Source organism: Streptococcus mitis, assembly GCF_905187495.1.
Taxonomy (GTDB): domain Bacteria; phylum Bacillota; class Bacilli; order Lactobacillales; family Streptococcaceae; genus Streptococcus; species Streptococcus mitis_CU.
Genome location: NZ_CAJJIB010000010.1, coordinates 66560 through 90015, shown reverse-complemented (window position 1 = coordinate 90015; position 23456 = coordinate 66560). Strand labels below are relative to the sequence as shown.

The following is a 23456-nucleotide window of genomic DNA, read 5'->3' as shown; positions in this document are numbered from 1 at the left end:
CTAGCAAATAAAAGCTATTTTACTAAAACAAGCTGAAAGAAACCTAAAGACCGATTTTCTTATCTTAGCGTCCTAATATTTTTTTAAGTAACTGAATAGCTTTATATTTTATGGGAGATGGATAATAACGGAAAGTTCCTGCTTTACGTACAATATAACCATTAAAATTTTGTTTAAAACGTAAAACACCATCACTACCATCAAAAATCCCTTGAATACCTAGGAAGTTGTATTTAGGTATCCCACGTTTTATGCTTTCCAACATAACATATTTCTGAAGCAAAGCTGGTGCATAAAATTTATTAAACTCAGTATAGGAACCACTAAAAAGATAGGTCGTTTCTTGAGGGATATAAATAAATAAACTACCTGCTAAGACAAGATCTTTCTCTCCATATTTTTCAATCAACTCTCGTGCTTCTGCTTTTCGAACTTCAAAGCTTTCATACTGCCTAGCCAATTCTTTGTGTTCTTTTTTCTTTTGTGCAGAATCTGGATATTGTTCTAATAAGAGTAGTGAGGTAGCTATTTTTTCAGATAATTCTTTTTGCTTATGTATTAAATTTTGTATATATTCTCCTAAATTTAGATTAGCAATTACAAACTCCGCTTGTTCTCCAAATGAATCATAAAAGTGCTCATAATATTCTAAACTTTTATCACTATATTCTCTACGTTCAGAGGTTTCTTTTGTTATATTCTTAAAAATCGAAAGTTCTTCACGGTTTAATTTTTTCAACTGAATACCAAATGTATCAGCCTTTTTCACCAAAGGTTTCCCCTTTTTACTAAAACTGTTAATCAAGGTCTTTTCAGTTAGCTCATTCAAATCTTTACAATATAACCAATCCGGTTCTCCACCTGGGTAACCTGTTTTTAAACCATCAAATTGATAACCCAAATCAGTCAAACCTTGAATAATACTTTTTTTCTCAGCATCTATTGGATTACCATCACTATCAAAAGTTTGGTAAGTTTCATAAGGTTTTACAATTAGCTCTAATGCACCATTCTGCTTAGCATATTCTTTTAACTCCGCATAAAAAACTGGCAGGGATTCTTTTCTCGTATAAATAGGCCCCGAATTGAGCTCCATATGCAAACCACCTAACATAGGTAAGCTATAAACCAGAGCTGCAACTTGAATCTCTCCTTCTTGTTTCAAAGCAAGGTAAACAATTCGAGCCCCTCTTTTTTCTAATAAGTCCCCCATCTGGACAGATTGCATAAAAGAACGAGAAGAAACCTGATCAGAATAAGTACGAAACTCTTCTTTCGTGAGTGTAGTTAGTGCCATATACTTACTTTCTATGTTTTTTTCTTAATGTTTTACGGAAATCAAGAGCAAGTCTTAACAGAGGATAGAGAGGATGGGTGGGCATTGTAAACTCACCCAAGTATTCTTCAATCGTTGGATTAAATTTTTCCTTAAAATGGTAAAGTCCACCATTGAGAGAGTTTTCAACACCACCTAAATTTTGCCACACCATACCTCGCTCAAAAGCATAACGAGCTGTTTCATACCAAGTTAAAATTGGTGCATTATAACGTTTAAAAGCATCATCCATACCAGCATATAGATTAACAGAGGTATTACCAAATTCCAAACTCAAAGTAGCTGCTAAAGGAATGTTTGCTTTTTCTTCATTCAAATATCTCTGCAAGAAAGCTCTTTCTTCCACCAAACGCTCTTTTTTCCTTCTCTGGGCTTCTACTTTTGAAGTTCGAGTCGACTCAGTAAACGACTCTTCCAACGCTAAGTTTTTCGCTAACTGTTCTTCTAATTCTCGCAAACGCTTAGCGATATCTAGAGTAGCCAGCGTTATGTAGGCCTTATCCTTAAAATTATCTAACAATTTTTTATAATAAGCTTCATTCCTCAAATGGATATCTTTTCGCTTCTCAGTTTTTTTCATCAAAAACGAGAAAGATTCCAACAATTCATAACCACCAATCTGAATCTCTACACCCTTATTTCTAGATGATCGAATGGCTTGTTTTGTTGACTTGCAAAGTTTATCTTCTGCAAAGTTTTCCTTGTATATTTTTGCCTGAATACGAGGCTGAATAGTATCCCCCATTCCATCGGTCTTTCCTGACCACCTTACTCCCATTCTTTGCAAATTTTCAATAATAGCCATATTTTCAGGATATTCTGTTTTTTCATGCTTGATTGAACTTTGCGATAAGCAAATACTTGGGTCAAAAATCACAAAAATCGCTCTCTTGCTTCGAGCATAGGACTTAATGGATTGAAGAACAAAGTTCAGGAGTTTAGCATCCTTATAATCTAAAACAGGACCTCTTGGGATATAAAACATTCTATAGCCTAGAGGAAGAGTTTTAATCAAAATACTAGCTGTAGCCAGTAATTTATCTCCTCGGTAGACGCCAAACTTTTCATGTTGCCAATCAGACTTAACCTCTTCCCAAGCACTACTTTGTAATACATTGACTAATTCATGTTCTTTAACAAACTGATCATATTCTAATGTGGGAATGCCAATTTGATAACGATACATCTCTTACTCTCTTTCCAACAATAATAGAATTTAACTACTATTCTACTATTTTTGTTTAGAAAGTCTAGTAAAAACATATTTTAGTTTCTATTCCATAGAAGACATGGTTATTGAAAGAGTAATACAAACTAAACTAGCTTAATCTCTCTTCTAATTTGAAATCGATTGGTAGGGTTGCTAAGAACCGTTCCAATTGTTTTTCCCAGTAGTACCATTCGTGAGTTCCAGCACTATGGCTATAGGTCACATCAAATCCCAGTTTATTGAGATTTTTCACTGCGAGATTATTGGCTTCGTACAAGAAATCCTGCTCGCCACACCAAGCCCAAAGTTTGGTCTTTTTATCCGATTTTTTAGCCAGACTTTCTAGAGAATAAGGACTAGTTGTCCAATCTTTAATCTCCCCAAAAACACCTCTCCAGTAAGCTGGTGTTCCCAAATCTTGGCTTTCAGGAGAAAAATCTTGAAAACTAAGCGCACCTGAAAAGCTAGCTGCATGAGAAAAACGATTTGTAGCAAGAGCCAATTTGAAACAGCCATAGCCTCCCATAGAGAGGCCAGCGATAAAGGTCTTTTCACGCTTGCTAGTCATATTAGGGAAGAAGCGTTTCAGAACCTGTGGCAATTCCTCTGCTAGAGCTGTGTAATAGTCAAAACCATATTGGGTATCGGTATACCAACCGTTGCTGGTATTGGGCATAACAACGATGAGATTGGTTCCTCGGAGTAAGCGTTCTACGTTGGTCCGCTTGAGCCAACTATTATGATTACCAGACATCCCGTGCAAGAGGTACAAGACTGGAATGTCTTTACAATCTGGTTCTTCCACTCGATTAGCATCAGGATAGAGGACATTCACTCCCCACTCCATATCCAAAACTTGTGAGTAATACTCGATTTTCATTACTGCCATAATTTTTCCTCTATTTTTCTATAAGAAAAAGCCGAAATTCGACTTTCTCTCCGTTTATTTCATCGCTTATTTTGCTTCCATGACTACTGGTAAAATAGCTGGACGACGCTTAGTTTGATCAAAGAGATACTTGGTCAGATTATCACGAACCTTCCCTTTAAGATCTGCCCAGTCAAAGTCATCTCCTTGAAGATAGTCTTCTACCGTCTGATTAATCAATTCTGAACTTTCACGGAGAATATCACGGCTCTTCTTGAGATAAACAAATCCACGCGTGTGAACACGAGCCTTGGCCACAATTTTCTTCTCACGACGGTTAACGGTGATTGCGACGATGAAAATTCCATCTTCTGACAAGACCTTACGGTCACGAAGAACCACATTACCAACATCACCAATGGCATTCCCGTCAATCAAGACATCCCCTGCCGAAACCGCTCCAGCCGGGACAAAGTCTCCATTCTCATAAGCCATGCTTGTTCCCTTTTTAGGGATAAAAATGCGTTCTGGTAACATCCCAACTGCCATAGCAGCCTTAGCATGGGCATCTAACTCACGGTATTCCCCTTGAATTGGGAAGAGATACTTGGGTTGCAAGAGATTAATCATCAACTGCAAATCACGCGCATTTCCGTGCCCTGACACACGCAAGCTTTGAGTGATCAGTTTGACAACTCCACCAGCTTGGTAAATCATGTTTTCCACACGCGCCATAACTGCTTCCTTAGCGATAGATGGAGTCGTTACAATATAGACTAGGTCACCGTCCTTAATTTCCACATAACGGTGGCGACCAATCGACATCTTGCGAAGACCGTTGATAGGCTCACCCATACGACCTGTCTCAAGGATAATCAACTCATGGTTTTCAAAGCGAGACATATCTTTTGGTTTAATCAAAAGACTTTCGTTAGCTAGAGACAATTTCTTAAGACGAATAGCAGTACGGACGATATTTTCAATATCGAATCCTGTCAAGACCACACGACGGCCTGTTGCATCCGCAGCGTCAAACACCTGCTGGATACGAGAGAGGTTGCTAGCTACTGCTGCAACAATGATACGACCATCCCAGTCCGAAATGGTTTGAGTGATCTCGTCCCCAACTTCACTTTCGCTAGCCACTTGGATATTACTGTCCGCATTGGCTGAATCGCTAAGAAGAGCCAGAACTCCATCACGACCGATTTCTGCCAAACGAGCAAAGTCTGTCGCATAGGATTCACTAGCTGTCTGGTCAAATTTGAAGTCACCTGTATAAACGATACTACCTTCAGCTGTCTTCAAGACCACACCCAGACTTTCTGGGATAGAGTGGGTCGTACGGAAGAAGGACACCACTGTCCCTCCAAAATCAATCTCCGTATCCTCATCGATAACATGGAAATCATTGAATTTCTTAACTGTGTCATTTCCCTTGACAAAGAGTTTTGCCAACTCAATAGTCAGCTCAGACCCAAATACAGGTACCTTGGCTTCCGCCAAGAGATAAGGCAGAGCACCAATGGCATCCGCATGGCCGTGGGTCAAGAAGACCCCAGCGATACGGTCACTGTTTTCAAAAAGGTAGTCCATATTGGGAATGACCACATCCACCCCTAGTTGTTCATTTTCAGGGTATTTCAGACCTGCATCCAAAACGAAAATAGACCCATCGATTTCAGCGATATACATATTTTTCCCGTTTTCACGTACACCACCAAGTGTTGTTAAACTGATATTACTCATTTTTCCTCCGAAAGCTTAGTTTATCTTGATTATAGGGTTGCTTACCCTCTTATTCTAAAAGCACTACTTTTAGCCGAATCTTTTCCTACCATTATACCATTTTTTTTAATGATTTTCAAAATGAAGATTTGTTTTCAAAAAAGAGCTGGTTTCCCAACTCTTTCCTATCATCTACTCTTTTTCCATTAAAAAGTCATAAATTTCTTGCACGGTACCCAGCGCCATCATTTCTTGGTCTTTGACGGTTTGTTTGAGATTTTGGTAAATCTGACTCTCAGCTATATCACGCTTTTCAGCCTCTTTATTCACTGTCATGACACCATCTTTGATGGTCACAAAGCCTAGCTCTTCAAATACTTGAATCATTTTGACCAGCAAGATTTGTTGGATATTGAGATAAGTAGCCAAATCCTTCAGTTTGTAGCGAATATCAAACTCTGGGAACTGGTAGATAGTCTTGTACAATTTTGCAAACTGCTCTCTAGTCCCATATCCCGTCAGATAGTAGGCCTTGTCAATATCATTTTTGAAATAGACCGCAGAGAAATTCTGCTTTTGAAAAATGGTCTTTAGCAGGGTCATATCCTCAGGAATGGTTTTTACAACCACAGCATCACTATTTACTAGATCGGGCAGTTCTCCAGCAAAATCCAAGACTGGAACTCCTTCTGGCAAGACTGCATTCTTCCCACGGATGTTAAAAAGTTGAACACCCTCTACACGCGCATCCACCATCATCAACTGGAGGGCAGTTTGGCCATTCCATTGGTTGACAGACAATTTGACTGCCAGCTCTAGATTCTTGGTTTGAGAAAACTCTGTCGCCCATCTACCTTGTCCGAAGGCCACCACTTCAAAACTCGCCTCACCTTTGGAAATTTTCAACTTGAGATGGGCATTGCCTGCCCCCATGGTACGGGCACTTTCGACCTGAAAATCCTTGATATAAAAGACAGGTTTCTGATTGTCCATGCCAAAAGGTGCCAAACGTTCAAAACTTTTGACCGTTTCAAGACTCAAAGTCTCCAAATCCAGTTCTTCATCTAAATTTAACTTGTTCTTGCCAGCAGCATCTGCACCTTTTTCACGGACATAATCTTCCAAGACCTGAGACAAATCTGAAAGTTTCTCAACTTCCAGCGTCATTCCTGCTGCGCCAGCATGGCCTCCAAAGGCGATGAAGAGGTCTCGATGGGGATCCAGAGCCTCAAAAATATCCACTGCTTCCACACTACGAGCACTACCCTTGGCACGACCGTCCTCTATATTAAGAACGATGACTGTCTGCCCTAGTTCTTCCAACAAACGACCAGCCACGATTCCTAGAACCCCAGGATTCCAGCCTTCCTTGGCCAAGACTTGGACCTTCTTCTCAGGGTCCACCATGGTCTTAGTTTCTTCATAGATAGACTGGACGATTTCCTTGCGCTCTTCGTTTTTCTGATGAATCATGAGAGCAATCTCGTGCGCTTCCTCATCATCAAAGCCAGTCAACAAATCAATGGCAGGATTAGGATCATCCAATCTCCCCAAGGCATTTAAACGAGGAGCAATCTGGAAGCCAACCGTTTCTTCTGTAACTTCGTTGGCAGCAATCCCAGCCATGTCCAGCATTTCTTGCAGACCAATACGCTGAGTATGGCCCAACATTTCCAGACCATACTGAACCAAGATACGGTTCTCATCTGTCAAACTAACCATATCAGCAATGGTACCAATAGCGACCAAATCAAGCAATTCCACTTGTACTTCTTCTAACAGGGCACAAGCCAGCTTGAAAGCAACTCCACAACCAGCCAAATATTTGAAAGGATAGTTCGCATCCGGATGTTCAGGATGGACAATAGCATAGGCATCTGGTAAGGTTTCAGGCATGGAATGGTGGTCAGTCACAATGACATCCACTCCCATAGACTGGGCCAATTCAATGGCTTCGTGACCAGCAACCCCATTATCCACCGTCACAATCAAAGAAATCCCTTCTTGCTCGATAAAGTATTTGTAAACACTGGCATTAGGTCCATAACCATCGGTAAAACGATTGGGAAGATAAACCCGGCACTCAGCGCCAAGCTGTTCCAAACTTTCCTTAACAATAGAAGCCGAAGTCATACCATCCGCATCATAATCACCGTAAACGAGGATATTTTCCCCTTCTTCAATGGCCTGACGAATCCGTTCCACTGCCTTGTCCATATCATGGAGTAGATAAGGGTCGTGCAAGTCCTCCAAGGAAGGTTCTAAAAACTTCTTCAGACTTTCTTGGTCCTGAATCCCTCTTTCAAATAATAACCGAGCCACCTCAGGACCCAGTCCAGCCTTCTTGGCTATTTTTGTAAAATCCGCATCTTCTACCTGCGGGGCAAACCGCCATTCATAAGTAGGTGTTATCAAAAAGACATCCACTCTTTCTAAGAATTCTATTGCTTCATTATAACACGATTTAGACGTTTTCTCTATCCTGATTGCTTTCTACAAAAATTTTACTAACTTTTTTCTGATATGATTTGACAAGAAAAATCTTTTGGTGTAGAATCATGTTATAAAATCTAACACAAAGGAGATTTCTTATGGCTTTAGTAGAATTTGAACACGTCGAAAAATATTACGGAGACTACCACGCACTCCGCGACATCAATCTCCGTTTTGAAAAAGGGCAAGTCGTTGTCCTCCTTGGACCTTCTGGTTCTGGGAAGTCCACTCTTATCCGTACGATTAATGGTTTAGAGGCTATCGACAAGGGAAGTCTCCTAGTCAATGGACACCAAGTAGCAGGTGCTAGTCAGAAAGATTTAGTTCCTCTTCGTAAGGAGGTAGGCATGGTTTTCCAGCATTTCAACCTCTACCCTCACAAAACAGTGTTAGAAAACGTGACACTTGCACCCATAAAAGTTCTAGGAATTGATAAAAAAGAAGCTGAAAAAACAGCCCAAAAATATCTGGAATTTGTAAATATGTGGGACAAGAAAGATTCATATCCAGCCATGCTTTCTGGTGGACAAAAACAACGGATTGCCATCGCTCGTGGTCTTGCCATGCATCCTGAACTCCTCCTCTTTGATGAGCCAACATCTGCTCTTGACCCTGAAACCATCGGCGATGTTCTAGCAGTTATGCAAAAGTTGGCCCACGAGGGTATGAATATGATTGTTGTTACCCATGAAATGGGCTTTGCCCGTGAAGTTGCGGACCGCATCATCTTTATGGCTGACGGAGAAGTTTTGGTGGATACGACAGATGTCGATGACTTTTTCGACAATCCAAGCGAACCTCGTGCCCAACAATTCCTCAGCAAAATCATCAACCACGAAAGTGACAAAGTCAAATAAGGAGGCGCCTATGAAAAAGAAATTCTTTTTATCAGCAATATTGATTAGCCTTTTCAGCCTTGCTACTGCAAAACCAGTTCAGGCCGACACCAGCGTCGCAGATATTCAAAAGAGAGGCGAGCTAGTTGTCGGTGTGAAACAAGACGTTCCCAACTTCGGCTACAAGGATCCCAAGACAGGGACCTATTCTGGTATCGAAACCGACTTGGCCAAGATGGTAGCTGATGAACTCAAAGTCAAGGTTCGTTATGTGCCGGTTACAGCACAAACTCGCGGACCCCTTCTAGACAATGAACAGGTCGATATGGATATCGCGACCTTTACCATCACAGATGAACGCAAAAAACTCTACAACTTCACCAGCCCTTACTACACCGACGCTTCTGGCTTTTTGGTCAATAAGTCTGCCAAAATCAAAAGCATTGAGGACCTAAACGGAAAAACCATCGGTGTTGCCCAAGGTTCCATTACCCAACGCCTGATTACCGAACTGGGTAAAAAGAAAGGCCTGACCTTTAAATTCGTCGAACTTGGTTCCTACCCAGAATTGATTACTTCCCTTCACGCTCATCGTATCGATGCCTTTTCCGTTGACCGCTCGATTCTATCTGGCTACATCAGCAAACGCACAGAACTGCTAAATGATAGTTTCAAGCCATCTGACTACGGTATTGTTACCAAGAAATCAAATACCGAGCTCAACGACTATCTTGATAACTTGGTTACTAAATGGAGCAAGGATGGCAGTTTGCAAAAACTTTATGACCGTTACAAGCTCAAACCATCTAGCCATACCGCAGATTAAGGAGGATACCCTATGACAGATTTATCATCTTGGACAGCCTATTTTCAGGATTTTGGCCAATTTTTCAATGGATTCCTCTTCACCCTTGCCCTAGCGATTGGATCCTTTATCCTCGCCATGGTCTTGGGCATCTTCTTTGGAGCTATGTCAACAAGCAAACGTCCGATTTTGCGCATTTTGGCTCGTATCTTTGTAGAATTTTACCAAAACACTCCCCTCTTGGTGCAGTTTGTTATCGTTTTTTATGGCCTACCTCTTATCAGTGACCATATCATCATGATTCCGATTTATTGGACAGCTGTTCTCTGCGTGGGACTCTATCACGGCGCTTATATCGCTGAGGTTATTCGCTCAGGCATTCAGTCTATTCCTAGCGGTCAGATGGAGGCCGCCTTGTCACAAGGGTTTACCTATATCAGTGCCATGCGCTTGATTATCTTGCCTCAGGCCTTCCGTATCATTCTCCCTCCTTTGACCAACCAAATCGTCAACCTCATCAAGAACACCTCTACAGTTGCCATCATCTCTGGAGTGGACTTGATGTTTGTGACCAAGTCTTGGTCAGCACTTAACGGAAACTACATTCCAGCATTTTTAGGCGCTGCCCTGCTCTACTTCTCTCTTTGCTTCCCTGTTGCCCAGTTTGGTCGCAAGATGGAGCAGGCCAACAAAAAAGCCTATTCACTTTAGGAGGTTACTATGGAATCCATTTTAGAAGTTTTGACCCCAGATAACCTAGTCTTTATCTTTAAAGGATTTGGCTTGACCCTCTACATTTCTCTGATTGCCATCGTCCTCTCTACCCTTATCGGTACGGTGCTAGCTGTCATGAGAAATGGCAAAAATCCTATCTTGCGCATCATCTCCAGCATTTACATCGAGTTTGTGCGTAACGTTCCCAACCTCCTCTGGATTTTCACTATCTTTTTAGTTTTCAAAATGAAATCCACACCAGCAGGAATCACTGCCTTCACTCTCTTTACCTCAGCAGCTCTAGCTGAGATTATCCGAGGTGGCCTCAATGCTGTAGACAAGGGACAGTACGAAGCAGGAATGTCGCAAGGATTCACTTCAGCCCAAATCCTCTACCACATCATTCTCCCACAAGCAATTCGTAAAATGTTGCCAGCCATCATTTCTCAGTTTGTAACCGTGATTAAGGATACCAGTCTTCTCTACTCTGTTATCGCCCTACAAGAACTCTTTGGAGCCAGCCAAATTCTCATGGGACGTTATTTCGAACCAGAGCAAGTGTTTAGTCTTTATATCCTGATTGCCCTCATCTACTTCAGCTTCAACCTAGCAATTTCGAGCCTATCTCATATGCTAGCAAAACGTTGGAAACAAGCCGCAGAATAAACAGCAACTCTCCAGTTAAATTGGAGAGTTTTTTTGATAGTAGATATTTATAGACCTCAATTTGACACCATACTTTTTCTATGATAAAATGTCACAAACTTGTTTACAACAAATTAAAATCTTAATGAAATGGAATTTTCTATGAAATCAATCAAAGGACTACTCTTTATCATAGCTAGTTTTATCTTGACTATTTTGACTTGGATGAACACTTATCCCCAATTCATGATTCCAGGACTAGCTTTAACAAGCCTATCTCTGACGTTTATCCTAGCCACTCGTCTCCCACTACTAGAAAGCTGGTTTCACGGTTTGGAGAAGGTCTATACTGTCCACAAATTCACAGCCTTTCTCTCCATCATCCTACTCATCTTTCATAACTTTAGTATGGGCGGTTTGTGGGGCTCTCGTTTAGCTGCTCAGTTTGGTAACCTTGCCATCTATATCTTTGTCAGTATCATCCTTGTCGCCTATTTAGGCAAATACATCCAATACGAAGCTTGGCGATGGATTTACCGTCTGGTTTACCTAGCCTATATTTTTGGACTCTTTCATGTCTACATGATGATGGGCAATCGTCTTCTCATATTTAATCTTCTAAGTTTTCTTGTTGGTAGCTATGCCCTTTTAGGCTTGCTAGCTGGTTTTTATATCATTTTTCTATATCAAAAGATTGGCTTCCCCTATCTAGGGAAAATTACCAATCTCAAACGATTAAATCACGATACTAGAGAAATTCAAATCCATCTTAGCAGACCTTTCAACTATCAATCGGGACAATTTGCCTTCCTAAAGATTTTCCAAGAAGGCTTTGAAAGCGCTCCGCATCCTTTTTCTATCTCAGGAGGTCATGGTCAAACTCTTTACTTTACTGTTAAAAATTCAGGTGACCATACCAAGAATATCTATGACAATCTTCAAGTCGGTAGCAAAGTAACCGTTGACAGAGCTTACGGGCACATGATTATAGAAGAAGGACGAGAAAATCAGGTTTGGATTGCTGGAGGTATTGGGATTACCCCCTTCATCTCTTACATCCGTGAACATCCTATTTTAGATAAACGGGTTCACTTCTACTATAGCTTCCGTGGAGAGGAAAATGCAGTTTATATAGATTTGCTCCATGACTATGCTCAGAAAAATCCTAATTTTGAACTCCATCTAGTAGACAGTAGGAAAGACGCCTATCTTAATTTTGAACAAAAAGAAGTACCCGAACATGCGAGCGTCTATATGTGTGGTCCTCTTTCTATGATGAAGTCACTTGCCAAACAGATTAAGAAACAAAATCCAAAAACAGAGCTTATTTACGAAGGATTCAAGTTTAAATAACCACTCATACTCTCCTGGAATTTCCCAGGAGTTTTTCTACGCAATCTCAAAAAACACTGCCAGATTTCTAGCAGTGTTTTGAGTTTTATTTATCTTAGTAAACTGTTTTTTCAGTTTCTACATCGAAGAAGTGTGCTTTGTTCAAGTCAAATCCAAGTTCAACTGTTGCACCTGTTTGCAAGTAGTCACGAGCGTCAACTTTGGCAACAAATTCATCTTTACCAACTTGGCAGTAAAGGTGAGATTCTGAACCAAGCAATTCTGATACAGAGATAGAAGCTTTCACAACTGATTCTGGGAATGTTTCAAGGAAAGCAGGTTCTGCATTCACATCTTCTGGACGGATACCGAAGATCAATTCTTTACCTTCGTAGCCTTTTTCACGAAGAACTTTCAATGCTCCTTCTGGAACTTTCAAACGGAAACCGTCTGAAATAATTTCGCTACCAACCAATTTCACATTGATGAAGTTCATTGCTGGGCTTCCGATGAATCCTGCAACGAATTTGTTAACTGGGTTTTTGTAAACTTCTTGAGGTGTACCGATTTGTTCAACACGTCCGATAGTACCTGTACCAGCAGGGTTCTTAGTTGCTGACATGATAACGATACGGTCTGCAAGAGTCATCGCTTCTGTTTGGTCGTGAGTTACGTAGATAGTTGTAGCTCCGATACGACGGTGGATTTTAGCGATTTCAGCACGCATTGATACACGAAGTTTGGCATCCAAGTTTGACAAAGGTTCGTCCATCAAGAACACTTTTGCATCACGGACAATCGCACGACCCATGGCAACACGTTGACGTTGACCACCTGAAAGGTCAGCTGGTTTACGTTCCAAAAATTCTTTCAATCCAAGAATTTCTGCTGCTTCTTGCACACGTTTGTCAATGTCTTCCTTGCTATATTTACGCAATTTCAAACCGAAAGCCATGTTGTCATAAACAGTCATGTGTGGGTAAAGAGCGTAGTTTTGGAATACCATGGCGATGTCACGGTCTTTTGGAGCTACGTCGTTGACAACCACGCCATCGATAGATGCTGTACCTTCTGTGATGTCTTCAAGACCAGCAATCATACGAAGAGTTGTTGATTTACCACATCCTGAAGGACCTACGAAAACGATAAATTCTTTGTCTTTGATGTCCAAGTTGAAGTCTTCAACTGAGTAGTGTTCGCTGTTTGGATATTTTTTGTAAATATTTTTAAGATTCAATTCTACCATGAGGTGAGCTCCTTTTGTCTTTTGATAGTTTTATTATAGATGAAAACGCTTTACATTTCTATGGCAAGATGACCAAAAAAATAAAAAAGTTCTGTGCAACTTGCACAAAACTTTAGAGAATATCTGGTAAAATCAATTGATAACACAGGGTCAAGTCAGTCAATTCCTTCAACTGAAGCCCTGTCAACTCTTCCCATTTATCAATCTTGTATTGGAGAGAATTGCGGTGCAGATAAAGTTGCTGGGCTGTTTTAGTGAGAACAGCACTATTTTCCCAAAGGGAGAGAACGATTTCCTGAATCTGATCTTGATCCAAAATCATCTGATGTAGACATTCCTTGATTGCCTTCAAGTCCACGAGTCTTTCTCCTATACTCCAAAGATAGAGCTGAGAAAAAGTATGAACACCTTGGTGACCATGACGCCACCAAGTCTTAAACAAATCGCGCTCTGCTTTAATCAAGTCTGATAGGGCTTGATGGCCTGTCTGAGACCAAACCTGGCCCAACATGATTGACAGACGAAGTCCAAAGTCATACTCAACCGCTTCAATCGTATCACTTAAAATAGCTCGTACAGAAGTGTATTTGTCTTGTTGAAGCACGAAAACATAATCCTGAGCTCCGACCTGCAGCACCGTCTGACAGTTAGGAAAAAGGGTCCGCATCATATCTAGCCAAGAAGCTAGATTTTCCTGCTGAAAATAGGAAAGATGGCAATAAACCAACTGAATCTTTTTAAAAGCTTGCGGTGCCTGTCCCTTGCCCTCAATCAGATAAGAATACCAAGGATTGAGCGAACGAGCCTGCTCCTGCTGGGTCAAAAGGGCAACCAACTGCTTTTCACGCTCGCTGAGCCCAGCTTCCTCCAGCAAAATCCACTGCTGAGAAGCTAAAGGGAGAGTGAGATAGCCCTCTTTCTCTACTGGTTGGTCTGAAATCTGAGCTTCAGGAAACCAGTCTTGTAGTTCTTTTGCCATCATGTCCTAGCCCTCCACTTTTTGGATGCACCACGAAATCAAGCTCTCAAGACGTTCCAGATTTTCAGTCATATGGAGATAACCCATGACTGCTTCAAAACCCGTGGACATACGGTAAGTCACCACATCAGCATTTTTGGCCTTGGTGTGACTATTGGTATTGCGACCACGTTTGTAGATTTCTTCTTCTTTTTCTGTTAAGACCTGCTCCTCTAACATAAGGGAAATCAGGCGAGCCTGAGCTTTGGCTGAGACATACTTGGTCGCTTCTTGATGGAGTTTATTGGGCTTTGTCATGCCTTTGAGGATGAGGTGACGGCGAATATACATAGAATACACCGCGTCCCCCTCAAAAGCTAACGCAATCCCGTTAATGAGATTGACATCAATCACGTGTCCACCTCACTCCATCTTTGGTGTCAAGGAGCTTAATCCCTTGAGCAGCCAATTGGTCACGGATCTGGTCCGCTGTCGCAAAGTCCCGATTGGCACGCGCTTCTTGGCGTTTTTGGATCAAGTCTTCAATCTCTGCATCCAAAACTTCCTCAATAAAGACAATTCCAAAGACCCCTAACATAGCCGCAAGAGCTTCCTTAACACTTGTATCATAGTTGCCAGAATTGATCCACTTGGCCATTTCAAAGACTACTGTGATTCCATTTGCCGCGTTAAAATCTTCATCCATTGCTGCTACAAACTTATCTTTAAAAGCTTGCAACTCTTGAGCATCTACAGTTCCAGTAAATGGTTGCTCATAGGTGTTTTTCAAATACTTGAGATTGGTCTCGGCGTCTCGCACTGCCTTTTCCGTAAAGTTGATAGGCTTGCGGTAATGTTGAGTCGCAAAGAAGAAACGAAGCACTTGCCCATCGAGCGTTTTGAGGGCATCGTGCACTGTGATAAAGTTGCCCAAGGATTTGGACATCTTGACATTGTCGATATTGACAAAGCCATTGTGCATCCAGTAGTTGGCAAAGGTCTTACCTGTTTTGGCTTCTGACTGGGCAATTTCATTGGTATGGTGAGGAAACTCTAGGTCAGCTCCACCACCGTGAATATCAATGGTGTCGCCCAAAATCTCTGTCGACATGACTGAACACTCGATGTGCCAGCCCGGACGACCAGGTCCCCAAGGACTGTCCCAAGAAATCTCGCCTGATTTGGCAGATTTCCAGAGGGCAAAGTCTACAGGATTTTCCTTACGAGCTGTTTCTTCATCGGTACGACCTGAAGCACCCAGCTCCAAATCTTCCAAGGTTTTATTAGCCAATTTGGCATAGTTGTGAGATTTTTCCACACGGAAATAGACATCTCCTTGACTCTCGTAGGCAAAGCCTTTTTCAATCAAATCTTCCACAAAGCGGATGATGTCAGCCATAAACTCCACCACACGCGGATTGCGGGTCGCAGGTTTGACGCCCAAGGCTGTCACATCCTCACGAAAGGCAGCGATGTACTTGTCCGCAACCTCCTGAGGCGTGATGCCCTCTTCCTTGGCACGGTTGATAATCTTATCATCTACATCTGTAAAATTGGAAATATAGACAACCTCATACCCACGGTACTCAAAATAGCGACGAATGGTATCAAAAGCTACCGTCGAACGAGCATTTCCCACGTGGATATAGTTGTACACGGTTGGCCCACAAACATACATCTTGACCTTGCCGTCCTCAATCGGGACAAATTCTCGCAAATCACGAGACATGGTGTCGTAAATTTTAATCATAAAATAATAGTCAGGAAAACTAAAATTCGAGAACAGTTAGTTTCATCACTAAGAGTTCAATTGAATTTCAGTCCGAATGTCCCTACACTTCGGAATCCCTTGCTCCTTTCTCATTCAGATAAACCACCTGGGTCTGTTTGACAAAGCCAATTTTTTCATACAAGCGCTTGGCACCTACATTGCTGTCCTCTACTGCAATCTGAAATTCCTTGTCATTTTGCTCAATTAGTTGGTTGACAAGGGATTTTGCTAAATAGCTTCCATAGCCTTTCCCACGTTCAAGTTCTGATATTGCTAAACCGTAGAAGTAATTCGTATTAGTCGATAAATCTACCGTGCAAGTTCCAATAATCTGACCGTCTTTTAACAAAATATATAAGCGACTTTCTGGATCCTTCAGAGCTTCAGCGACATATCTATCCACAATCTCTCTAGATTCATGCTCTTCTGAGAATGCCTGAAGTTTTAACTGACTGATTTGCTCCTGATACGAACTATCTGCTAACAAAACTTCAAGATTAGAAACCTTTGCTAACGGATAAGGTTTTCTATCCTTACCTAACCAAGTTTCTGTATCCTCGTCCTCGACCAATCCCCAGTTACTAACAAAATCAGGATGGCGGTCTAGAAAAACACGCTCTGTCTGAAAAGTGACTGAATGAATCGGAAAAGAAGCTGTTTCTCTCTCAAAACAAGTAAACAATGCACGCGCAATTCCCTGACGGCGATGATCTGGATGAACCAGTATCGTCACTTCCACATCTTGGTCATCTGCATAGACAGTTAATAAACCAACAAGTTCGCCTTTTTCATAATAAAGGAAAAAGGCGGGCATGTTTGGGTCAAAATTAAGCATGTTAGAGAGATAGGGATCATGATAGGTACCGTCATAGTTTTGGCAACAGTTAATTAGTTTTTTCGCCTCAGATAGCTCCTCTTGGCTTAACTTGTTTCTTGCTTGAATCATATAGGTATCCTCTACAACCCAGACGATCTGTGACTGGCTTCTTTAGCCTGCTCGAGTTTATTGACATAGTACTCTCGTTTTTCTTCGACTTCGTGGATCGTCGGTTCATCCTTCTGTCCATGAACTCGGACAATCTTGGCCGGAATACCGACAACCGTCACATCACTAGGTACATCTGCTACGACAACTGCTGCAGCACCGACCTTGGCATTTGCACCGATTTCTACTGGTCCGATAACTTGGGCATGGGCTGATATGAGTGCTCCCTTTCGAACGGTCGGATGGCGTTTGCCAACATCCTTACCAGTCCCACCAAGAGTCACTCCGTGATAAAGGAGAACACCTTTTTCAACGATCGCTGTTTCCCCAATTACCAGACCAGAACCGTGGTCGATAAAGACACCTGAATCAATCTGGGCACCTGGATGAATCTCAATCTGAGTCCAAAAGCGCCAAAACTGACTGTGCATACGAGCCAGGAGTTTAAAGCCATGCTTCCAGAGAAAATGCGAGAAACGGTGGGCCGCCAAGGCCTTGACACCTGGATAAGTCAGCAAAACCTCCAAAGTGGTGCGGGCCGCTGGATCATTTTCTTTTACGATATCAATGGTTTCGCGCCACCATCCCATACATTTCTCCTTTTCTTATTCTGAATCTTTTGGTGTTTCTGTAAATTCTTTCTTAGGTTTGTGGTCCTTGTGATGACGTGGGCGGTGAGGTCTCTCAGACTTTTCGCCTTTTTCATCACGTTCAGGTTTTGGAGGACGAGGAAGAAGGGCTTTCATAGAAGCATCCACACGTCCTTTTTCATCAATCTTGATAATCTTAACATCAACTTCATCACCGATTGCTACCAAGTCTTCGACATTATTGGTACGCGTCCAAGCCATTTCCGAAATGTGAACGAGGGCGTCTGTCTTGTCAAAGAGGTTGACAAAGGCACCAAATTTCTCAATACGAACAACCTTAGCATGGTAGACTTCATCCACCTTAGCTTCACGAACCAAACCAGCAATAATTTCTTTGGCACGGTTAATGGCATCTTGGTCACTAGAGTAGATAGACACATTTCCTTCTTCATCGATATCAATTTTAACGCCTGTTTCAGCGATAATCTTGTCGATGGTTTCTCCACCCTTACCGATGACAATCTTAATCTTGTCCACATCAATCTTGATGGTATCAATTTTCGGAGCAGTTGGAGCCAATTCTGGACGGACTTCTGGAATGGTTGCTTCAATCACATCAAGGATTTCAAAACGGGCTTTCTTAGCTTGGGCAAGAGCCTCAGTCAAGATTTCTGCAGTAATCCCTTGGATCTTGATATCCATTTGAAGGGCTGTAATCCCGTCACGAGTTCCTGCAACCTTGAAGTCCATGTCTCCAAAGTGGTCTTCCAAACCTTGGATATCTGTCAAAACTGTATAGTTATTTCCATCTGAGATGAGACCCATTGCAATACCAGCTACTGGCGCCTTGATTGGCACACCACCAGCCATAAGGGCAAGAGTTCCTGCACAGATAGAAGCTTGAGATGAAGAACCATTTGATTCCAAGACTTCTGCTACCAAACGGATAGCGTATGGGAATTCCTCCAAGCTTGGTAAGACTTGAGCAAGTGCACGCTCACCGAGAGCACCGTGACCGATTTCACGACGACCTGGCGCACCGTAGCGTCCAGTTTCCCCTACAGAATATTGTGGGAAGTTATAGTGGTGCATAAAGCGTTTCTTGTACTCTGGATCCAAACCATCAATGATTTGAGTTTCTCCCATTGGAGCTAAGGTCAAGACTGAAAGAGCCTGAGTTTGTCCACGAGTGAAGAGACCAGAGCCGTGCACACGAGGAAGGAAGTCAACAACCGCATCCAAAGGACGGATTTCATCGACCTTACGGCCGTCAGGACGCACCTTGTCTTCTGTAATCAAGCGGCGCACTTCAGCGTGTTCCATTTGTTCCAAGATTTCAGCCACATCACGCATGATACGGTCAAATTCTTCGTGGTCCGCATATTTTTCTTCGTAAACAGCAGTCACTTGGTCTTTAACTACTTGAGTTGCAGCTTCACGGGCCAATTTTTCTTCTACTTGAACCGCTTTTTGGAGGTCGCTGTTGTAAGCTGCGATAATTTCAGCTTGCAAGTCAGCGTCCACATGAAGCAATTCCACTTCTGCTTTTTCTTTACCAACAGCTGCAACAATTTCTTCTTGGAAGGCAATCAATTCTTTGACTGCTTCGTGCCCTTTAAGAAGGGCTTCCAACATGATTTCTTCTGACAATTCTTTGGCACCAGACTCTACCATGTTGATAGCGTGTTTGGTACCAGCTACTGTCAATTCAAGGAGAGATTGCTCTGCTTGTTCTTGACTAGGGTTGATGATGATTTGACCATCTACATATCCCACTTGTACCCCAGCAATTGGTCCATCAAATGGAATATCTGAAATAGAAAGCGCCAAGGATGATCCAAACATAGCAGCCATTGGTGCAGAAGCATTTTCATCATAAGAAAGCACGGTGTTGATGACTTGGACTTCATTACGGAAACCTTCCGCAAACATAGGACGGATTGGACGGTCAATCAAACGCGCTGTCAAAGTCGCATCCGTTGAAGGACGTCCTTCACGTTTCATAAAGCCACCAGGAAACTTCCCAGCTGCATACATTTTTTCTTCGTAGTTGACTTGAAGAGGGAAGAAATCTCCAGTTGCCATTTTCTTAGACATAACGGCAGCAGTCAAGACAGTTGACTCACCGTAACGTACAACAACAGAGCCATTTGCTTGCTTAGCAACCTGACCAGTCTCTACGATCAACTCACGACCCGCAAAAGTCGTTTGAAACACTTGTTTTGTCATTTTAATCCCCTTTGGATTGATGAAATTATACGCCTTGCCTACAAAGATCAGGATACAAAGGGCGTGAAGAATCCCGTATGAAAATAGGAGATTGACGCAGTGTGCGATGCACACTAGGAAATCTATCTTTTTCACTAGGGATTTAGCCCGTGTTCAACTATTAGATACTTTGAAAAGTTTAAAAATATTATTCTTTAGTATTTTTCCTTTTTATAGCAGATTTGAATAGTTAAAAATCTGTTTATACCCTCATCTTTGTATCAAGTACGTACAGAGTCTATTCTATCATATTTTTCTTAAAAAGTGCGGCCTTTACCATTAAAAAGGAACCATTCCCCTCACTTGAGAAGAATGGTTTGCTTTTTATTATCCTAGAGACTGATGATTAAACAAGGCATGAGTTGCTTGGTGGATGTGTTTTGCTGTTTCTGCATTGTTCATAGTGTAGAGATGTACACCGGCAACATCCTGAGTTACCAAGTCCACGATTTGGTCCACTGCATAGGCAAGTCCTGCTGCTCTGAGCGACTCAGGGTCATGCTCATACTTGTCTAAGATGGCTTTAAATTTACGTGGAAGATGGATATTCTCACAAGTCTTCAAGAGGCGAAGAGCCTGATTTCGATTCAGAATTGGCATAATCCCTGCATGAATAGGAACATCAATCCCAGCCAAAATGCATTTGTCTTGGAAATCATAGAAGCGCTCATTGTCAAAGAAAAGCTGAGTCACAAGACTGGAACAGCCTGCATCCACTTTCTTCTTAAGATTTTGAATATCTGAAATCTGATTTGGTGAATCCGGGTGACCTTCTGGATAACAAGCACCAACAATATCAAAGTGAGGAGCTTGTTCCTTAATGAACTCAATCAAGTCAGTTGCGTAACGGAAATCCTTCTGTGGCTCCACATCAGGAATAATATCCCCACGAAGAGCCAAGATTTTCTGCACGCCAACCTTGTCCAAGTCTGCAATGGTTTCAGCAACCATGTCTTTGGTCAAATAAATGGCTGGCAAGTGAGCAATAGTCGGAATCGCCAAGTCATTTTGGATAAAGTCAGCCAAACGAACCGTCGTTTCCTTGATATTAAATTTATTATTGCTGGCAGTTACACTGATAAAGTGAGGAGCCAACTCCTGCATATCTTGAAGAGCAGAAATAATTTTATCATTACCCACGGCTGGGTTGGGAGGGAACACTTCAAATGAGAGTGACGGTGTTTGGCGTGACATAGTCATTATCCTTTTCTAGTTGATTTTTTCGTTAGCTGGACTCTTAGAATCCAAGTGAAACAGGCAGATTGACCAAACAGTGCTTCCAGAGAAATCCTTATCTTACAATTTCTCACGCGCAGCTTTAGCTGCTTCAACAAGGCGGATCAAGCTTTCTTTTGTTTCTGGAATACCACGTGTTTTCAAACCACAGTCAGGGTTAATCCAAACTTTCTTGCTTGGCACTTTAGCAAGGATGGCTTCGATTGTGTTGTCGATTTCGCCTTCGTTCGGCACACGAGGTGAGTGGATATCGTAAACCCCAGGTCCCACTTCTGTTTGGAAGTTTTTCGCTTTGAGTTCGTCCAAGATTTCAAGATTTGAACGGCTAGCCTCAAATGAGATAACGTCCGCATCCAAGTTGTCGATAGCTGGGATGATATCTGTAAATTCTGAGTAACACATGTGAGTGTGGATTTGTGTATCTGGCGCTACTGTTGAGTGTACCAAGCGGAAGGCAGGAATTGCCCAGTCAAGGTAGTCTTCGTACCAGTCGCTACGACGAAGTGGCAATTTTTCACGAAGAGCAGCTTCGTCGATTTGGATGATTTTCACACCAGCAGCTTCAAGTTCAAGTACTTCATCCTTGATAGCAAGGGCGATTTGAAGAGTTGAATCCTTGATAGAGATGTCTTCACGTGGGAATGACCAGTTGAGGATGGTAACAGGTCCAGTCAACATACCTTTAACAGGTTTGTTTGTACGGCTTTGTGCATAGCTAGACCATTTCACAGTGATTGGGTTAAGACGAGTGACATCACCCCAGATGATTGGTGGTTTCACCCCACGCATACCGTAAGATTGTACCCAACCATTTTTAGAGAAGAGGTAACCTGACAAGTTTTGACCGAAGTACTCAACCATGTCGTTACGCTCAAATTCACCGTGAACAAGGACATCAAAGTCGATATCTTCTTGCCATTTGATCCATTCGTCGATTGTTTCAGCAAGGAAAGCGTCGTACTCTTCTTGAGACAATTCACCTTTACGGTAAGCCAAACGTTTGGCACGAACTTCTTTTGTTTGAGGGAATGAACCGATAGTTGTTGTTGGAAGAGCTGGAAGTTTGAAAGCTTCTTCTTGGATAGCTTCACGCTCTGCAAAAGCTGGCAAACGAGTGTAGTCAGCGTCTGTCAAACCAGCGATGCGCGCACGAAGTTCTGCATTAACACCAACACGTTCAGTCGCAAAGAGTTCTTTGTTAGCTGCAAGAGCTTCTTCACCTTTACCATTGCGGATAGCATCCAAATCACGGATTTCATCCAATTTTTCAACTGCGAAAGCAAAGTGGTTCAAGATAGCTGGTTCAAATTCTTCATTAGCAGTTGTAAATGGCACATGAAGAAGTGAGCATGAGCTTGTCAATACGATGTTTTCAGCTGGGATTTGCTCAAGAATAGCCAAGCTCTTTTCGTAGTTGTTACGCCAGATGTTTTTACCATTGACAATACCTGCATAGAGAGTCTTGTCAGCTGGGAAGCCACCTTTAACCAATTCAAGAGTTTTCTTACCTTCAACGAAATCAAGACCAATCGCATCAACTGGCAAGTTTACAAGATCAGCGTAAACGTCACGAACGTCTCCGAAGTAAGTTTGAAGCAAGACTTCAAGACCTTTTTTGTCAGCCAAAAGTTTGTTGTAGAGGTTCAAGAAGAGAGATTTTTCTTCAGCAGTCAAGTCTTTTACAAGAGCCGCTTCGTCGAGTTGGATGCGAGTCGCACCAAGTTCAGCCAATTTAGCAAAAACTTCTTGGTAAGCAGCTACTAAGCTGTCTACGAAGTCTTCTGCTTTCACACCTTCTTCAAAGTCTGACAATTGAAGGAAAGTGAATGGACCTACAAGAACAGGACGAGTGTTGAGACCAAGTTCTTTTGCTTCTTGGAACTCATCGAAAATCTTGTGACCAGCCAATTTTACTTGAGTATCTTTTTCAAATTTAGGCACGATGTAGTGGTAGTTGGTGTTGAACCATTTCTTCATTGGAAGGGCGCGAACATCCCCTTTTTCTCCTTGGTAACCACGTCCCAAAGCAAAGTAGCGCTCAAGATCAGACAAGTCCAAGTTTTGAACAGATGCAGGTACCACGTTGAAAAGGAAAGCTGCATCTAGGAAGTTGTCATAGTGAGAAAAATCATTTGATGGAATTTCAGTAATGCCTTTTTCTTTGACGATGTTCCAGTGTTTAGCACGCAAGTCTTTTGCTGCTGCCAAAAGTTCTTCTTCTGAGATTTCTTTTCTAAAGTATTTTTCAGTTGTAAATTTTAATTCGCGGAATTCTCCCAAACGAGGGAAACCGATGATTGTAGTTGACATGATGTGTCCTCCAAAATTTGTTGTTGAAACTATCTTAACAGAAAAGGAATCATCTGTATAATTGTAAAAAATTAGGCTTTGATATAGTTTGAAACTATATCTCTGTTTTAAACAAAAGAAAAAGA

General features: G+C 42.0%; 19 protein-coding genes. 5 read left to right on the top strand and 14 right to left on the bottom strand.

What is annotated here, in order from left to right; translation table 11 throughout:
* Nucleotides 1–64: 64 nt before the first annotated feature.
* The 5 genes from JQ843_RS02960 to recJ all read right to left on the bottom strand — a co-directional run bounded on the left by JQ843_RS02960 (nt 65) and on the right by recJ (nt 7557).
* A complete protein-coding gene (locus JQ843_RS02960; protein WP_203212859.1) occupies nt 65–1297 on the bottom strand; it encodes an aminoacyltransferase in 1233 nt (410 codons plus the stop codon).
* 4 nt (nt 1298–1301) lie between these two features.
* On the bottom strand, nt 1302–2522 hold the full coding sequence (locus JQ843_RS02955) for a peptidoglycan bridge formation alanyltransferase MurM (RefSeq protein ID WP_049546974.1): 1221 nt from the start codon (nt 2520–2522) through the stop codon (nt 1302–1304).
* Nucleotides 2523–2655: 133 nt separating this feature from the next.
* Nucleotides 2656–3435 carry an alpha/beta hydrolase gene (locus JQ843_RS02950; RefSeq protein ID WP_000290006.1) on the bottom strand — a complete coding sequence of 260 codons (780 nt, stop codon included), beginning with the start codon at nt 3433–3435 and terminating at the stop codon, nt 2656–2658.
* 66 nt (nt 3436–3501) lie between these two features.
* On the bottom strand, nt 3502–5163 hold the full coding sequence (locus JQ843_RS02945) for a ribonuclease J (RefSeq protein ID WP_049516304.1): 1662 nt from the start codon (nt 5161–5163) through the stop codon (nt 3502–3504).
* Between the two features lie 171 nt (nt 5164–5334).
* On the bottom strand, nt 5335–7557 hold the full coding sequence (gene recJ, locus JQ843_RS02940; protein WP_203212858.1) for a single-stranded-DNA-specific exonuclease RecJ: 2223 nt from the start codon (nt 7555–7557) through the stop codon (nt 5335–5337).
* Between the two features lie 176 nt (nt 7558–7733).
* Between recJ and JQ843_RS02935 the strand changes: the two genes are divergently transcribed.
* The 5 genes from JQ843_RS02935 (at nt 7734) to JQ843_RS02915 (ending at nt 11988) form a co-directional block, all read left to right on the top strand.
* A complete protein-coding gene (locus tag JQ843_RS02935) occupies nt 7734–8492 on the top strand; it encodes an amino acid ABC transporter ATP-binding protein (RefSeq protein ID WP_203212857.1) in 759 nt (252 codons plus the stop codon).
* 10 nt (nt 8493–8502) lie between these two features.
* Nucleotides 8503–9297 carry a transporter substrate-binding domain-containing protein gene (locus JQ843_RS02930; protein WP_203212856.1) on the top strand — a complete coding sequence of 265 codons (795 nt, stop codon included), beginning with the start codon at nt 8503–8505 and terminating at the stop codon, nt 9295–9297.
* A gap of 12 nt (nt 9298–9309) precedes the next feature.
* Nucleotides 9310–9987: an amino acid ABC transporter permease gene (locus JQ843_RS02925; protein WP_000131137.1), complete on the top strand. Its 678-nt coding sequence runs from the start codon at nt 9310–9312 to the stop codon at nt 9985–9987.
* A gap of 9 nt (nt 9988–9996) precedes the next feature.
* Complete coding sequence (locus tag JQ843_RS02920) at nt 9997–10656, top strand: amino acid ABC transporter permease (protein ID WP_203212855.1); 660 nt, start codon at nt 9997–9999, stop codon at nt 10654–10656.
* A gap of 141 nt (nt 10657–10797) precedes the next feature.
* A complete protein-coding gene (locus JQ843_RS02915) occupies nt 10798–11988 on the top strand; it encodes a ferredoxin reductase family protein (protein ID WP_203212854.1) in 1191 nt (396 codons plus the stop codon).
* Between the two features lie 94 nt (nt 11989–12082).
* Here JQ843_RS02915 and JQ843_RS02910 read toward each other — a convergent pair whose 3' ends face one another.
* The 9 genes from JQ843_RS02910 to metE form a co-directional block, all read right to left on the bottom strand.
* Nucleotides 12083–13213 carry an ABC transporter ATP-binding protein gene (locus tag JQ843_RS02910; protein ID WP_203212853.1) on the bottom strand — a complete coding sequence of 377 codons (1131 nt, stop codon included), beginning with the start codon at nt 13211–13213 and terminating at the stop codon, nt 12083–12085.
* A 112-nt stretch (nt 13214–13325) separates the two neighbouring features.
* Nucleotides 13326–14195, bottom strand: a complete 870-nt coding sequence (locus JQ843_RS02905) for a helix-turn-helix domain-containing protein (RefSeq protein ID WP_049390335.1) — start codon at nt 14193–14195, stop codon at nt 13326–13328.
* A 3-nt stretch (nt 14196–14198) separates the two neighbouring features.
* Complete coding sequence (locus JQ843_RS02900) at nt 14199–14585, bottom strand: Mini-ribonuclease 3 (protein WP_000567927.1); 387 nt, start codon at nt 14583–14585, stop codon at nt 14199–14201.
* A complete protein-coding gene (gene cysS / locus JQ843_RS02895; protein ID WP_049390334.1) occupies nt 14578–15921 on the bottom strand; it encodes a cysteine--tRNA ligase in 1344 nt (447 codons plus the stop codon). Before cysS ends, JQ843_RS02900 begins: the two co-directional genes overlap by 8 nt.
* An 82-nt stretch (nt 15922–16003) precedes the next feature.
* Nucleotides 16004–16888, bottom strand: coding sequence for a GNAT family N-acetyltransferase (locus JQ843_RS02890; protein WP_203212852.1), 885 nt, complete (start codon nt 16886–16888; stop codon nt 16004–16006).
* Nucleotides 16889–16899: 11 nt separating this feature from the next.
* Nucleotides 16900–17517 carry a serine O-acetyltransferase gene (gene cysE / locus JQ843_RS02885; protein WP_203212851.1) on the bottom strand — a complete coding sequence of 206 codons (618 nt, stop codon included), beginning with the start codon at nt 17515–17517 and terminating at the stop codon, nt 16900–16902.
* Between the two features lie 15 nt (nt 17518–17532).
* Nucleotides 17533–19746 carry a polyribonucleotide nucleotidyltransferase gene (gene pnp, locus JQ843_RS02880; protein ID WP_203212850.1) on the bottom strand — a complete coding sequence of 738 codons (2214 nt, stop codon included), beginning with the start codon at nt 19744–19746 and terminating at the stop codon, nt 17533–17535.
* A 366-nt stretch (nt 19747–20112) separates the two neighbouring features.
* The gene (metF, locus tag JQ843_RS02875) at nt 20113–20979 is read right to left on the bottom strand and encodes a methylenetetrahydrofolate reductase [NAD(P)H] (protein WP_020903020.1); all 867 of its coding nucleotides are present in this window, start codon (nt 20977–20979) and stop codon (nt 20113–20115) included.
* Nucleotides 20980–21081: 102 nt separating this feature from the next.
* A complete protein-coding gene (gene metE / locus JQ843_RS02870) occupies nt 21082–23331 on the bottom strand; it encodes a 5-methyltetrahydropteroyltriglutamate--homocysteine S-methyltransferase (protein WP_203212849.1) in 2250 nt (749 codons plus the stop codon).
* Between the last annotated feature and the right edge of the window lie 125 nt (nt 23332–23456).

Excerpts from the sequence above, each read along its gene's own strand:
- JQ843_RS02890 (WP_203212852.1), bottom strand. The coding sequence starts at position 16,888 with ATGATTCAAGCAAGAAACAAGTTAAGCCAAGAGGAGCTATCTGAGGCG.
- JQ843_RS02960 (WP_203212859.1), bottom strand. The coding sequence starts at position 1,297 with ATGGCACTAACTACACTCACGAAAGAAGAGTTTCGTACTTATTCTGAT.
- metE (WP_203212849.1), bottom strand. The coding sequence starts at position 23,331 with ATGTCAACTACAATCATCGGTTTCCCTCGTTTGGGAGAATTCCGCGAA.
- JQ843_RS02950 (WP_000290006.1), bottom strand. The coding sequence starts at position 3,435 with ATGGCAGTAATGAAAATCGAGTATTACTCACAAGTTTTGGATATGGAG.
- JQ843_RS02905 (WP_049390335.1), bottom strand. The coding sequence starts at position 14,195 with ATGATGGCAAAAGAACTACAAGACTGGTTTCCTGAAGCTCAGATTTCA.
- JQ843_RS02925 (WP_000131137.1), top strand. The coding sequence starts at position 9,310 with ATGACAGATTTATCATCTTGGACAGCCTATTTTCAGGATTTTGGCCAA.
- metF (WP_020903020.1), bottom strand. The coding sequence starts at position 20,979 with ATGTCACGCCAAACACCGTCACTCTCATTTGAAGTGTTCCCTCCCAAC.
- JQ843_RS02920 (WP_203212855.1), top strand. The coding sequence starts at position 9,997 with ATGGAATCCATTTTAGAAGTTTTGACCCCAGATAACCTAGTCTTTATC.
- cysS (WP_049390334.1), bottom strand. The coding sequence starts at position 15,921 with ATGATTAAAATTTACGACACCATGTCTCGTGATTTGCGAGAATTTGTC.
- pnp (WP_203212850.1), bottom strand. The coding sequence starts at position 19,746 with ATGACAAAACAAGTGTTTCAAACGACTTTTGCGGGTCGTGAGTTGATC.
- cysE (WP_203212851.1), bottom strand. The coding sequence starts at position 17,517 with ATGGGATGGTGGCGCGAAACCATTGATATCGTAAAAGAAAATGATCCA.
- JQ843_RS02955 (WP_049546974.1), bottom strand. The coding sequence starts at position 2,522 with ATGTATCGTTATCAAATTGGCATTCCCACATTAGAATATGATCAGTTT.
- JQ843_RS02910 (WP_203212853.1), bottom strand. The coding sequence starts at position 13,213 with ATGGTAGAATTGAATCTTAAAAATATTTACAAAAAATATCCAAACAGC.
- JQ843_RS02945 (WP_049516304.1), bottom strand. The coding sequence starts at position 5,163 with ATGAGTAATATCAGTTTAACAACACTTGGTGGTGTACGTGAAAACGGG.
- JQ843_RS02930 (WP_203212856.1), top strand. The coding sequence starts at position 8,503 with ATGAAAAAGAAATTCTTTTTATCAGCAATATTGATTAGCCTTTTCAGC.
- JQ843_RS02935 (WP_203212857.1), top strand. The coding sequence starts at position 7,734 with ATGGCTTTAGTAGAATTTGAACACGTCGAAAAATATTACGGAGACTAC.
- JQ843_RS02915 (WP_203212854.1), top strand. The coding sequence starts at position 10,798 with ATGAAATCAATCAAAGGACTACTCTTTATCATAGCTAGTTTTATCTTG.